We start from the raw sequence: 12,022 nt of genomic DNA, 5'->3' as shown, positions 1-12,022 counted from the left end.
TGGAGAACGCCCCCGTGATATCGACCGTCCACATTGCCAGGCTCAAGGCCTGGGGTGCCCATGGATTTACCGCGACCGGCGTGGTTACGGCGTTTCTGGCCACCCTCGCCCTGCTGGAAAACCAGCCCGTCCACTGCTTGATGTGGCTGGGTGTGGCGCTGATCGTCGACGGACTCGACGGCGCACTGGCGCGTAAGGTCAATGTGCAATCGGTGCTGCCGAGTTTCGACGGCTCGATCCTCGATCTGGTGATCGATTACCTGACTTACGTATTCATTCCTGCACTGTTTATCTATCGCTATATTCCGCTGCCCGATTACACATTGCTACTGACGGTGTCGCTGATTCTGGTGTCATCGCTGTTCTGCTTCTGCAACGTCAATATGAAGAGCAAGGACAACTACTTTGTCGGGTTTCCGGCTGCGTGGAATGTGGTTGCGTTGTGTCTGTACATCATCGGGCCTGGGCCGTGGATTACCTTCCTGACGGTGATCGGGCTGGCGTTGCTGACGGTGACGCGGATGAAGTTCCTGCACCCGTTCAGGGTGCGCCGGTTTATGCCCATCAACATTGCCGTGACGGCGATCTGGTTGTTGTGCAGCCTTTCACTGGTGCTCAACCACCCGGTAATCAACCCGATGGTGATGGGTTTGTGGTTGCTGATGTCGGCATATTTTCTGGGGATCTGCATCTGGCGCACGGCATTGGAATGGTTTGATCGCTCGCAGTTGAAATAGGTACGAGCCATAACCCCCCCCTGTAGGAGTGAGCCTTCTCGCGATAGCGGTGTGTCAGCCAAGGATTTTTTGACTGAATGACCGCAATCGCGAGCAGGCTCACTCCTACAGGGAATGTTCTTTGAATCTGGGCTAGCGCTTGGTAACCACCACCTCCAGATAATCACTTGGCACCACCAGCGAGTCCTGCCCCGCCCGGTTCAACCGGTTCAGCAAATCCGCCAGATCATTTTCCAGCGCCTGACCGCTTTCCGGCGGCAGCGCCGCAAACGCCTTGTGCACCGGCCCGTACCAGTGCCGGAAGATATCGATGAAGTGCGCCGCCGAGCGATAGCGAAAGTTGAAGCTGCGGCGGGTCACCTGCACGACAAAATCCTTATCCTTGAAGTGCTCGTGCAGCCACGCTTCCGTACCCCAGTTTGATGGCGGTTGTGCGCCGGCAGGTGGTGGCAGATGGCGGCCGAGGGTTTTGAACATCTGGCCGACGAAGCCTTCCGGCGTCCAGTTGGCGAGTCCGATCCGCCCGCCGGGGCGACAGACCCGCCCCAGCTCAGTGGCAGCGGTGGCCTGATCCGGGGCGAACATCACCCCGAACGTGGAAAGCACCGCAGCAAAACTGCTATCGGCAAACGGCAGGGCTTCGGCATCGGCGACTTGAAAGGTCACGTCCAGATGTTCGGCTCGGGCACGATCCTGGCCACGTTCCAACAGAGCGGCGACATAGTCGGTCGAAGTGACCAGACACCCACGCCGCGCCGCCGCCAGCGTGGCATTGCCGTTACCGGCCGCGACGTCGAGCACTTGTTCATCGCAGCGCAGGTCGCAGGCTTCGGCGAGGTTTTCGCCGACGATCTGCAAGGTGGTACCGATCACGGCGTAGTCGCCACTGGCCCAAGCGACTTTTTGGCGTTCCTTCAAGGCAGTGAGATCAATCGGGGTACTCATGAATGGGTGCTCCGCTACAGGTTGGATCGAACGTTACCGGGCGGTGGCAGGTTCTGCTGAGCCTGCTGCTGCACTATCGCGCCGCGTCCGATTGGCGTCCCTGTCAATCGTCCGGCGAGCCTGTAAAACAGGCGCTTCGCCGATGAATGGCGGGATTTTGTAAAGCCGTCGAAACACTCACGGGGATTGCCAGCGCCCAGAGCAATCGGCATTCACCCATTCCTGCTCCCCGTATGGAATCTTTCCGCGCCGGGACAACGAACAATGGCTCATGGTGCGTGACCTATGAGCCATTGAGATTCGCCGATCAGGCAGCAGGAGCCTTGGCCTCTTCCAGCAGTTGCTGAATCATCTGTTCCTGCGCCTCGTAGCGCCCCTCGCCGAAGTGGCTGTAACGCATCTGGCCCTTGGCATCGATCAGGTAATGGGCCGGCCAGTACTGATTGTCGAAGTTGCGCCAGATCGCGTAGTTGTTGTCGATAGCTACCGGGTAGGTGATGCCGAGCTTTTTCACCTGTTCCTTGACGTTGTCGATGATCCGTTCGAAGCCGTATTCCGGGGTGTGTACGCCAATCACGACGAGGCCGTCCTTGCCGTACTTCTGCTCCCACGCCTTGACATACGGCAGGGTGCGCTGACAGTTGATGCAGTCATAGGTCCAGAAATCCACCAGCACTACTTTGCCGCGTAGCGATTCAGCGCTCAGTTCCGGCGAATTCAGCCATTGCACCGCCCCAGCCAGGGACGGCATCGCGCCTTTGCTCTCATCCATCATCGAATCCGCACGCACTTTGCTGACAAAGTAATCGACCACTTTCGGCACGTTTTCCAGCACGCTTTTTTCGATGCTGGCAACGCCCTCGGAGGAGGTGCCGGCCAGTAGCGTTTTATCGGCACCGGTAGAAATCACCGCCGCCGCAGCAAGCACCGCAACACCGGCACCACGACGAAACCAACCCGTGAACGGAATCGATGGTTTCAAGCGGTTGACCAGTCCACGCCCGGCGAAAATCAGCGCCCCCAGCGACAAGGCACTGCCCGCACCGTAGGCCAGCAGCAACAGGCTGGTCTGTGCATTGGCGCCTTGCAGCATCGCGCCAGTGAGGATCACGCCAAGGATCGGCCCGGCGCACGGCGCCCACAACAGACCGGTGGCAACACCCAGCATGATCGAACCCATCGGGCCGGTCTTGTTCCGGGCGTCCGGATCGAGGCGGTTGCCGAGCATGACAAACGGGCGCGTCAGCCAGTCACCGATGCGTGCAGAAATCAGCGACAGGGCGAACAACGCCATCACGATCAGCGCGATGTGGCGGCCGCTGTTACTGGCTTGAATCACCCATTCGCTGCTGACCACGGCCAGGCTGGCGATCAAGGCAAAGGTCAGGGCCATGCCGCCGAGGGTCAGCAGGATCGAGGCACGGCTGCGATTGGCCCCGGCAAACAGAAACGGCACCACCGGCAGGATGCAGGGGCTGAGGACGGTCAGCAGACCGCCGAGGAACGCGATGAGGTACATAAAGGTCACCCTGGATAAATGTGAACACTGAATCCTGTGCCGAGGGCATCAGGCACTTTGGCTTTCAAGCCACTGCCCCTGCGGAGTGTGACTGGCGCCGTTTTCGGCAACCATCTGTCCTTGCGGTGTACGGCTGGAGCCGTCCGCGGCAACCATTTGTCCTTGCGGTGTGCGGCTGGAGCCATCCGCCGCGATCAAGGCGTCGCTGGCCTTTTTGGCCATCGGCGTCAGTTGAAAACAGCTGCCGCTGTTGCAGCTATGCTGTTCAACCGCAGCATTGGCATGGGTAGCCACACCTGCGAAAGCGAAAGCAACAGCTGTGAGAAAGCGCGAGACATTGTTCATGGTGAGGCTCCTGAAAGGGGTGATGACTCAGTTGTCGTTGTTGCAGCCGTCAGCGAATTTGCTGTAATCGAGGACTCGGGTTTTGCCGGCCGAATCCAGGTAGGTCATTTGCGCTTCGACGATGCCGCAGGTCACCGAGTTGTCCTGTGTCAGCGAGATCACTTTCTGGATATCCAGATGGGTGCCGTAGGTGTAGGTTTGCGCGGCGACATCCGCTTCGGCGCGGGCCGACAGGGTGCAGATGTTCAGGGCGGCGAACAGACAAGCGGCGATTACGGATTTGTTGTTCATGGTGTTTTCCTCAAGGCTTCAATGGATAGATCGTTGATTGAGCCGAGGCTGTCTGGTGTGCCTCGATGGAGCTCATTTAAAGCTCGCGAGGTATCCCGTATGTGTCGGGAAGCGGCGGGTTTAAATGGTTGTGTATCCTTGCCACCGGGGGATACACAGCGATACAAAGCCCTGAAAAAATCGTGTTTTTGCGTCTCCGTGTATCGGTCGTCACGGCAGATACACTGCAATACAAAGGCAGGCAGGCGAGCCGTTGCAGGCTCTATAGACTGCACGTCATCTCCACTTTGCTAGAGGTCTGGCCCCATGGAACATGTCGATCACATCCTGATCGTCGACGACGACCGCGAGATCCGCGAACTGGTCGGCAATTACCTGAAGAAAAACGGCCTGCGCACTACGGTCGTTGCTGATGGCCGGCAGATGCGCAGTTTTCTCGAATCCAATACCGTCGACCTGATCGTGCTCGACATCATGATGCCCGGCGACGATGGCCTGCAGTTGTGCCGCGAGCTGCGCGTCGGCAAGCACAAAGCCACGCCGGTCTTGATGCTGACCGCCCGCAACGATGAAACCGATCGGATCATCGGCCTGGAAATGGGCGCCGACGACTACCTGACCAAACCCTTCGCCGCCCGTGAATTGCTGGCGCGGATCAACGCCGTGCTGCGCCGCACGCGAATGCTGCCGCCGAATCTGGTGGTCACCGAAGCCGGTCGATTGCTGGCGTTCGGCCGTTGGCAACTGGACACCTCGGCCCGCCACCTGCTGGACAAGGACGGCACCATGGTGGCGCTGAGTGGCGCCGAATATCGCTTGCTGCGGGTATTTCTCGATCATCCGCAACGGGTACTCAGCCGCGATCAATTGCTCAACCTGACCCAGGGCCGTGACGCCGACCTGTTCGATCGTTCGATTGATCTGCTGGTCAGCCGTCTGCGCCAGCGCCTGCTGGATGACGCCCGTGAACCGGCGTACATCAAGACCGTGCGCAGCGAAGGTTATGTGTTCTCACTGCCGGTCGAGATCCTCGGTGCCACGGCATGACCATCAATCTGCACTGGCCGCGCACCCTCGCCTCGCGGGTGTCGCTGATTTTTCTGGTAGGGCTGATCCTCGCCCAGGCGCTGTCGTTCGGTGCGCAGTATTACGAGCGTTTCCAAAGTGCGAAAGACACGATGCTGGGCAATCTGGAAACCGACGTCTCGACCTCGATTGCGATCCTTGATCGCTTGCCCTCCGAGGAGCGCCCGGCCTGGCTCAAGCGTCTGGCGCGGAAAAACTACGGTTATCTACTGAGCGAAGGTGACCGCGGTACGCCGATCAAGCCTGCCGATGTGCCCGTTGCGGTCACTTCGATCACTGAAGCCATCGGCGAAAAATACCCCCTGACCTTCACCGACATTCCCGGTCCGAAAAAACACTTTCAGGGCCATTTGCGCCTGAGCGACGGCAGCCCGGTGACCATCGACGTGCGTCCGGCGATGGTACCGCTGTCGCCTTGGTTGCCGGTGGTGCTGCTCGGCCAATTGGCGCTGATGATCGCCTGCACTTGGCTGGCAGTACGCATCGCCATCCGCCCGCTCACACGCCTGGCGAACGCCGTCGAAACCCTTGACCCCAACGCCCACCCGATCCATCTGGACGAGACAGGCCCGAACGAGGTGATCTACGCCGCCCGTGCCTTCAACGCGATGCAGGCGCGTATCGCCGCCTACCTCAAAGAACGCATGCAACTGCTGGCGGCGATCTCCCACGACCTGCAAACCCCCATCACGCGGATGAAGCTGCGCGCCGAGTTCATGGACGATTCGGCGGAACGGGACAAACTGTGCAACGACCTCGGCGAGATGGAACACCTGGTGCGCGAAGGCGTGGCCTACGCCCGCAGCATTCATGGCTCGACCGAAGAGAGCCGGCGCACCAACATGGATTCATTCCTCGAAAGCCTGGTGTTCGACTATCAGGACATGGACAAGGACGTGCAGCTGGTCGGCAAGAGTGCGGTGGTGGTCGACACCCGCCCGCACGCGTTGCGCCGGGTGCTGGTCAACCTGACCGACAACGCCCTGAAGTTCGCCGGTGCCGCTGAGGTGTGGGTCGAGGCGAACAAGGGCAGCTTGTCGATCACCGTCATGGATCGCGGCCCGGGCATTGCCGAAGCGGAACTTACGCAGGTGATGGAACCGTTCTACCGCGTGGAAAACTCGCGCAACCGCGATACCGGTGGCACAGGGCTGGGACTGGCCATTGCCCAGCAACTGGCGATGGCGTTGGGTGGTTCGCTGACCCTGAGCAACCGTGAGGGTGGTGGCTTGTGTGCGGAGCTGCGGATACCGCTGCAATCTTGAGATCACTGCAATAAACCTGTGGGAGCGAGCTTGCTCGCTCCCACAGTGTTTTAAAGTGATTTAAAGAATGCCGATGGCGCCGTCTTCATGCATTTGCTGCAACAGCGCCAAGCCGTTATCCATGAACAACGCGTCCGCTAACTGTTCTGCCTCTTGCGCCAATCCTTGCAACTGCTCACGCCCGGTCAATTGCGGCAACTCACCAATGCGCTGCAACAACCGACAGGCCAGCGGACTCAACTCAGAGAACTTCACGGCGAAATCCGCCTCCCGCCGTACCAGCAACAGTGTCGGTTGTGCCGGTGGTGACGAGGGCTGGTGATCTGGCCCAAGCAACTGCACCGGCCAGGTATAAGCCAACGGCCAGGCCAATGCCGATAACTGTAACGGCCGCTCCAGCAACAATGTCGCATCCGTGAACGGCAAGGGCATGGCGTCGGACTGCTGCAAGACCATTTCCACCCACTCGTAATGCGCCAGTTCCAGCACAAACGGGGGGAAGTTGGCCAACAGTGCCGGGGCTGCCGAAAGGTAATCGACAAATTCCTCGGCAATCTCACCGAATTTCGGTGTCTGCGCACGGTAATCACGCAAAAATCCACGAACCAGCGTGCGCCAGCGCTGATCGCCGATAATCCGGATCAGCACCGGAAAGGTGCCACTCAACAATTGCGAGAGATTGTTGAACACCAGATCGCGGTACACGTTGACTCGTGCGACGTTCATTTCGGGGGGAGGTGTCTGTTGATCGGGATCACGCAGATAGCGCGTCAGCACCTGTTGTTGCAGTAAAAGATTATCCACGGCTGACCTCCTGTTTTTGCAGGTGGCGAATGGTCTGCAGCTCCGCCACCAGTTCGGAAAATGCTGGGAAACTGAAATCTCGCTCCAGCAGCGTCGGCCGTGCGCCGAACCGGGCATAGGCCTCGGCCAGCAACGACCACACCACCGGTTTTACCGAAGCGCCATGGGTGTCGATTTTCAGCGTATCGGACTCGTCGAAATGCCCGGCCACATGCATGCCAACCACCCTGCCCGGCTCGATCCGGGCCAGAAAATCCTGCGGATCGAAACCGTGGTTGATCGAGTTGACGTAGACGTTGTTGACGTCCAAAAGCAGATCGCAATCAGCCTCGCGCAGCACGGCGTTGGTGAAGGTCACTTCATCCATGTCCTGACGCGGTGCGGCGTAATAGGAGACGTTTTCTACCGCCAGACGCCGACCAAGGATGTCCTGGGATTGGCGGATGCGGGCGGCGACATGGTGCACCGCTTCCTCGGTGAACGGCAGTGGCAGCAAGTCGTAGAGATGGCCGTCGTCGCTGCAATAGCTCAGGTGTTCGCTGTAATGCTGCACGTGGTGAAGGTCGAGAAACACTCGCACTTCATGCAGAAAACCGATGTCCAGCGGCGCCGGCCCGCCAAGCGACAGCGACAATCCGTGACAGGACAACGGATAGCGCTCGGCCAGCTCGCGCAACGCAGCGCCATTGGCACCGCCGACGCCGATCCAGTTTTCCGGGGCGACCTCAAGAAAGTCGAAATCGCCGGTGCGTGCGGCTTGCAGGTCTTTCAACAGACCACGACGCAGACCCAGGCCGACGCTGGGTGGCGGTGATGATTGAGGGGTTTGCATGGGGGCTGACCTCGGGTGATTGGCCTGCCCAGTTGAGCCTTCGGCTGTATCGCCACTGTGTTCAGTCAACCCGATATATGCCGCCGCGTGTATCCCCCAGCCAACGTGATACACAGCGATACATCCCCCTCCTGATCGGCATAAATCCCTGTAGGAGTGAGCCTGCTCGCGATAGCGTTATTTCAGTCGAATCAGAAGTGACTGACCCAACGCTATCGCGAGCAGGCTCACTCCTGCATTTTGCTCAGTGTTTGTCGCAAAAACGGGGCTAGACTCTGTCATGACCCAGTCGAGGGGGCTGCAGGACTTTAGTTGTGCCCTGCCCGTTTCCATGACCACCGCCCGGTGGCGCATGCCTCGACCCTCTACGCCGCCGGACTGTGATCCTGTTTCAGGAGCACATGTGATGGACGAGTCCCGACTCAACGAATTCATGGGCAAACTGGTCAACGACATGGGCGGCGCGGCGATGCTGGCCAATGTCATCGTCGGCGAAGAACTCGGTTTGTACCGGGCGATGGCTGACAGTCAGCCGATCAGCCCCGAAGCCCTCGCCGCAAAAACCACGTGCAACCCCCGTCTGGTGCGTGAATGGCTCAGCGCCCACGCCGCCTCCGGCTACATGGAGCACCACGATGGCCAGTTCCGCCTGCCGGAAGAGCACGCGCTGGCGCTGGCCGTCGAAGACTCGCCGGTGTATGTCGCCGGCGGACTGGGCGTGGTGGCGTCGTTTTTCCATGACAAGGACAAACTGGTCAAAGCCATGCGCGGCAACGGTGCCCTGCCCTGGGGCGATCACCATCCGTGCATGTTCACCGGCACCGAACGGTTTTTCCGCCCCGGCTACAAGGGGCACCTGATCGCCGAATGGTTGCCGGCGCTGGACGGCGTCGTCGCCAAACTGGAAAACGGCGCGAAAGTTGCCGACATCGGCTGCGGCCACGGTGCCTCGACGGTGATCATGGCCCAGGCGTTTCCCAACTCGCGCTTCGTTGGCTACGACTACCACGCACCGTCGGTCACCGTTGCCACGCAACGCGCCGAAGAAGGCGGCGTCGGCAGTCGGGCGAAATTTTTCCAGGGCACTGCGAAAAGTTACCCCGGTGATGACTACGATCTGATCTGCTATTTCGACTGCCTGCACGACATGGGCGACCCGGTCGGCGCGGCGCGTCACGCTTACGACTCGCTGAAAGAGGACGGCACGGTGTTGCTGGTCGAGCCGTTCGCCAACGACACGCTGGACGACAACATCAACCCGGTCGGACGTTTGTTTTACGCTGCGTCGACGTTTATTTGCACGCCGAACTCGCTGTCCCAGGAAGTCGGCCTCGGTCTCGGCGCACAAGCGGGGGAAATGCGTCTGCGTAAAGTGTTTAGCGAGGCGGGGTTCAATCACTTCCGACGCGCCACGCAAACACCGTTCAATCTGATTCTGGAGGCGCGCAAGTAAGTCGCGCGGATCGCGTGCTAACCTGCTGGCACCGTCCTCCCCGGAGCGCTGACCATGCTCGACAGCCCGATCCGCGAACACCTCGACACGCTTCAACAGGCGATGGCCGATGGTGACTTTCTGGTGCTGACCGGCGCCGGCATCAGCACGCCATCGGGCATCCCCGATTACCGCGACAGCGACGGTGTGCGCCGAGGCCGGCAGCCAATGATGTATCAGGAATTCCTCGCCGCCCCGGAATCACGCCGTCGTTATTGGGCGCGGGCGATGCTCGGTTGGCCTCGGGTGCGTCAGGCGCGGCCGAATGCGGCGCACGAGGCACTGGCCGGTTTGCAGAGCCAAGGGCGGATCAGCGCTTTGATCACGCAAAACGTCGACACCTTGCACGATCAGGCTGGCAGCCACGACGTCATCGAGCTGCATGGCAGTTTGCATCGCGTGCTGTGCCTGGATTGCGGTCAGCGCAGTGAGCGCGATGCAATTCAGCGCTTGATGGAAATGCACAATCCGTATCTGGCCGGCGTCGACGCAGTACAGGCACCGGACGGCGATACCCTGCTCGACCCGGCGTTCGAAGCGCGGTTTCAGGTGCCGCAATGCCCGCATTGCGCCGGTGAGCGGATGAAACCGGATGTGGTGTTTTTCGGCGAAAACGTCGCGCAACCCACGGCGGCCCGGGCCATGGCGGCGGCGGAAAATACGGCGGGGATGCTGGTGGTGGGGTCGTCGTTGATGGCCTATTCGGCGTTTCGCCTGTGCCGGGTGATCGCGGATCGTGGCAAGCCGTTGATTGCGATCAATCTGGGCAAGACCCGTGCGGATGATTTGCTGGATTTAAAGATTGAGGGGTCTTGCGAAGAATTGTTGCCGCTGTTAGCGCAACGCCTGACCTGCTGAGCACATAAATCCCTGTAGGAGGGATCAATGTTCGGCTTTGAGGATATCGAACAACGCCTGCGCCGCCGCCGACAGTTCATTGCCCGGCTCGGTCAGCACACCAATCGCCCGCTCTACCGAATCATTCAACGTCAGGCATCGCGCACCCAGTTCCTGCATCTGCTCGGCACACAATGCCGGCACCGCACTGACGCCCAGCCCACTGGCAACCATCCGCCCGACTGTCGCCAGTTGATGACTTTCAAATTCCACGGGCAGCTTCATGCCCCGGGCCTGCAAGTGTTCTTCGAGCATCACCCGCACCGTCGACGGTCGTTGCAAGGTGATGAACGGTTCCTGCAACAAGGTTTGCCAATCTATTTCGGCAAGATCCGCCAACGGTGAATCCTGCGGCACCACCGCCACAAAGCGATCCATATAAAGAGGCGTGAAGGTCATCGAGGTGTTCTGCATCGGCTCGAACGCCACGCCCAACTCCACCTGTCGGTCGCGAACCATTTCCAGCACTTGCTCATTGATCACATCATTCACCGTCACGTTGACGTTCGGATAGCGCGCGCGGAAAGTCTTGAGAATCGGCGGCAGCAGATTACCGGCAAACGACGGCATCGCCGCCAGCGTCACCCGCCCGCGTTGCAGGCTGAAGCGCTGGCGCATTTCGTCCTCGGCGTTGTCCCAGTCGGCGATCAGGCGTCGGGCCAGCGGCAGCAGGGATTCACCCTCGGCGGTCAACGCGACGTTGCGGGTGTTGCGGCTGAAGAGGCGCCCGCCCAAGCCCTCTTCCAATGCCTTGATGGTCAGGCTCAGCGCCGATTGCGACAGGTGCAACCGCTCGCAGGCCACGGCGAAACTCAGGCTTTGGGCCACGGCGAGAAAGGCGCGGATCTGTTTGATGGTCATGAATGCTGTACGCCCTTTAATGTAGGAGCTGCCGAAGGCTGCGATCTTTTGATCTTGAAAAACAAAAACCAAAAGATCGCAGCCTTCGGCAGCTCCTACAGTGAATCGATATGGATTGTTGAGTTTTATCTATCAATCAACCTTAAAAATCAACTTAACAAATATATCCACCGGCGCGACACTCCAACCATTCGGCTAGCCAGCCGCCCGCAAATAATAAAAGAGGTGCATATGGCAGGTTTCGACAAGCGCGTGAGTTCCTACGAGGAAGCCCTCGCCGGGCTGGAAGACGGCATGACCGTCATCGCCGGCGGCTTCGGTCTGTGCGGCATTCCGGAAAACCTGATCGCCGAGATCAAGCGCAAAGGCACCCGCGACCTCACCGTAGTTTCCAACAACTGCGGCGTCGACGGTTTCGGTCTTGGCGTACTGCTGACCGACCGCCAGATCAGCAAGGTCGTCGCCTCTTACGTCGGCGAAAACAAGTTGTTCGAAGAGCAACTGCTCAAAGGCGAAATCGAAGTCATCCTGACCCCGCAAGGCACCCTCGCCGAGAAAATGCGCGCTGGTGGCGCCGGCATCCCGGCCTTCTTCACCGCCACCGGCGTCGGCACTCCGGTCGCCGAAGGTAAAGAAGTGCGTGAGTTCAAAGGTCGCAAGTACCTGATGGAAGAATCCATCACCGGCGACTTCGCCATCGTCAAAGGCTGGAAAGCCGACCATTTCGGTAACGTCATCTACCGTCACACCGCGCAGAACTTCAATCCGCTGGCCGCCACTGCTGGGAAGATCACCGTGGTCGAAGTCGAAGAAATCGTCGAACCCGGCGAATTGGACCCGGCACACATCCACACCCCGGGCATCTACGTCGACCGGGTCATTTGCGGCACGTTCGAAAAACGCATCGAACAGCGCACCATCCGCAAATAATTCAGGCTGACGGAGAAT

At 59.8% G+C, this 12,022-nt stretch carries 13 protein-coding genes; 6 read left to right on the top strand and 7 right to left on the bottom strand.

The genetic code is table 11. The annotated features are described in order from the left end of the window. The first annotated feature begins 14 nt into the window (after nucleotides 1-14). Complete coding sequence (gene pcsA / locus ACA043_RS11530) at nucleotides 15-737, top strand: phosphatidylcholine synthase (RefSeq protein ID WP_103306921.1); 723 nt, start codon at nucleotides 15-17, stop codon at nucleotides 735-737. Nucleotides 738-869: 132 nt separating this feature from the next. Here the strand turns inward: pcsA and ACA043_RS11525 are convergent, their stop codons facing one another. The 4 genes from ACA043_RS11525 to ACA043_RS11510 all read right to left on the bottom strand — a co-directional run bounded on the left by ACA043_RS11525 (nucleotide 870) and on the right by ACA043_RS11510 (nucleotide 3,837). Beyond that, nucleotides 870-1,682 carry a class I SAM-dependent methyltransferase gene (locus tag ACA043_RS11525; RefSeq protein ID WP_401269235.1) on the bottom strand — a complete coding sequence of 271 codons (813 nt, stop codon included), beginning with the start codon at nucleotides 1,680-1,682 and terminating at the stop codon, nucleotides 870-872. 307 nt (nucleotides 1,683-1,989) lie between these two features. After that, the gene (locus ACA043_RS11520; RefSeq protein ID WP_497659247.1) at nucleotides 1,990-3,201 is read right to left on the bottom strand and encodes a cytochrome c biogenesis protein DipZ; all 1,212 of its coding nucleotides are present in this window, start codon (nucleotides 3,199-3,201) and stop codon (nucleotides 1,990-1,992) included. Nucleotides 3,202-3,249: 48 nt separating this feature from the next. Then, complete coding sequence (locus tag ACA043_RS11515) at nucleotides 3,250-3,546, bottom strand: hypothetical protein (RefSeq protein ID WP_187677086.1); 297 nt, start codon at nucleotides 3,544-3,546, stop codon at nucleotides 3,250-3,252. A gap of 27 nt (nucleotides 3,547-3,573) precedes the next feature. Then, nucleotides 3,574-3,837 carry a DUF2790 domain-containing protein gene (locus ACA043_RS11510; RefSeq protein ID WP_489879999.1) on the bottom strand — a complete coding sequence of 88 codons (264 nt, stop codon included), beginning with the start codon at nucleotides 3,835-3,837 and terminating at the stop codon, nucleotides 3,574-3,576. A gap of 306 nt (nucleotides 3,838-4,143) precedes the next feature. On the opposite strand from ACA043_RS11510, the gene ACA043_RS11505 reads away from it, so the two are divergent. Then, entirely contained in the window at nucleotides 4,144-4,884 is a 741-nt protein-coding gene (locus ACA043_RS11505; RefSeq protein ID WP_187677084.1) for a response regulator, read from the top strand. Beyond that, nucleotides 4,881-6,188, top strand: a complete 1,308-nt coding sequence (locus ACA043_RS11500; protein WP_497659246.1) for a sensor histidine kinase — start codon at nucleotides 4,881-4,883, stop codon at nucleotides 6,186-6,188. The genes ACA043_RS11505 and ACA043_RS11500 overlap by 4 nt, the downstream gene beginning before the upstream one ends. A gap of 60 nt (nucleotides 6,189-6,248) precedes the next feature. Here ACA043_RS11500 and ACA043_RS11495 read toward each other — a convergent pair whose 3' ends face one another. Together ACA043_RS11495 and ACA043_RS11490 are read right to left on the bottom strand one after the other, a co-directional pair. Then, complete coding sequence (locus ACA043_RS11495) at nucleotides 6,249-6,992, bottom strand: HvfC family RiPP maturation protein (protein ID WP_497659245.1); 744 nt, start codon at nucleotides 6,990-6,992, stop codon at nucleotides 6,249-6,251. Continuing rightward, entirely contained in the window at nucleotides 6,985-7,824 is an 840-nt protein-coding gene (locus ACA043_RS11490; protein ID WP_401269221.1) for an HvfB family MNIO-type RiPP peptide maturase, read from the bottom strand. The genes ACA043_RS11495 and ACA043_RS11490 overlap by 8 nt, the downstream gene beginning before the upstream one ends. A 406-nt stretch (nucleotides 7,825-8,230) precedes the next feature. Between ACA043_RS11490 and ACA043_RS11485 the strand changes: the two genes are divergently transcribed. Then, nucleotides 8,231-9,277, top strand: a complete 1,047-nt coding sequence (locus ACA043_RS11485) for a class I SAM-dependent methyltransferase (RefSeq protein WP_187677080.1) — start codon at nucleotides 8,231-8,233, stop codon at nucleotides 9,275-9,277. 54 nt (nucleotides 9,278-9,331) lie between these two features. Then, the gene (locus ACA043_RS11480) at nucleotides 9,332-10,174 is read left to right on the top strand and encodes an NAD-dependent protein deacetylase (RefSeq protein ID WP_497659244.1); all 843 of its coding nucleotides are present in this window, start codon (nucleotides 9,332-9,334) and stop codon (nucleotides 10,172-10,174) included. 24 nt (nucleotides 10,175-10,198) lie between these two features. Here the strand turns inward: ACA043_RS11480 and ACA043_RS11475 are convergent, their stop codons facing one another. Next, nucleotides 10,199-11,074, bottom strand: a complete 876-nt coding sequence (locus ACA043_RS11475; RefSeq protein WP_187677078.1) for a LysR family transcriptional regulator — start codon at nucleotides 11,072-11,074, stop codon at nucleotides 10,199-10,201. 231 nt (nucleotides 11,075-11,305) lie between these two features. On the opposite strand from ACA043_RS11475, the gene ACA043_RS11470 reads away from it, so the two are divergent. After that, complete coding sequence (locus tag ACA043_RS11470; RefSeq protein ID WP_401269215.1) at nucleotides 11,306-12,004, top strand: CoA transferase subunit A; 699 nt, start codon at nucleotides 11,306-11,308, stop codon at nucleotides 12,002-12,004. Nucleotides 12,005-12,022 lie beyond the last annotated feature (18 nt).

The organism is Pseudomonas sp. LBUM1648, assembly GCF_059716145.1.
Note: the sequence above shows the minus strand (reverse complement) of the source record. Positions and strands in the feature narration are given on the sequence as shown.

What these genes read in the sequence shown, in the direction of transcription:
- ACA043_RS11475 (WP_187677078.1), bottom strand. Translation starts at nt 11,074, where the DNA reads ATGACCATCAAACAGATCCGCGCCTTTCTCGCCGTGGCCCAAAGCCTG.
- ACA043_RS11505 (WP_187677084.1), top strand. Translation starts at nt 4,144, where the DNA reads ATGGAACATGTCGATCACATCCTGATCGTCGACGACGACCGCGAGATC.
- ACA043_RS11470 (WP_401269215.1), top strand. Translation starts at nt 11,306, where the DNA reads ATGGCAGGTTTCGACAAGCGCGTGAGTTCCTACGAGGAAGCCCTCGCC.
- ACA043_RS11510 (WP_489879999.1), bottom strand. Translation starts at nt 3,837, where the DNA reads ATGAACAACAAATCCGTAATCGCCGCTTGTCTGTTCGCCGCCCTGAAC.
- ACA043_RS11480 (WP_497659244.1), top strand. Translation starts at nt 9,332, where the DNA reads ATGCTCGACAGCCCGATCCGCGAACACCTCGACACGCTTCAACAGGCG.
- ACA043_RS11485 (WP_187677080.1), top strand. Translation starts at nt 8,231, where the DNA reads ATGGACGAGTCCCGACTCAACGAATTCATGGGCAAACTGGTCAACGAC.
- ACA043_RS11500 (WP_497659246.1), top strand. Translation starts at nt 4,881, where the DNA reads ATGACCATCAATCTGCACTGGCCGCGCACCCTCGCCTCGCGGGTGTCG.
- ACA043_RS11520 (WP_497659247.1), bottom strand. Translation starts at nt 3,201, where the DNA reads ATGTACCTCATCGCGTTCCTCGGCGGTCTGCTGACCGTCCTCAGCCCC.
- ACA043_RS11490 (WP_401269221.1), bottom strand. Translation starts at nt 7,824, where the DNA reads ATGCAAACCCCTCAATCATCACCGCCACCCAGCGTCGGCCTGGGTCTG.
- ACA043_RS11515 (WP_187677086.1), bottom strand. Translation starts at nt 3,546, where the DNA reads ATGAACAATGTCTCGCGCTTTCTCACAGCTGTTGCTTTCGCTTTCGCA.
- ACA043_RS11525 (WP_401269235.1), bottom strand. Translation starts at nt 1,682, where the DNA reads ATGAGTACCCCGATTGATCTCACTGCCTTGAAGGAACGCCAAAAAGTC.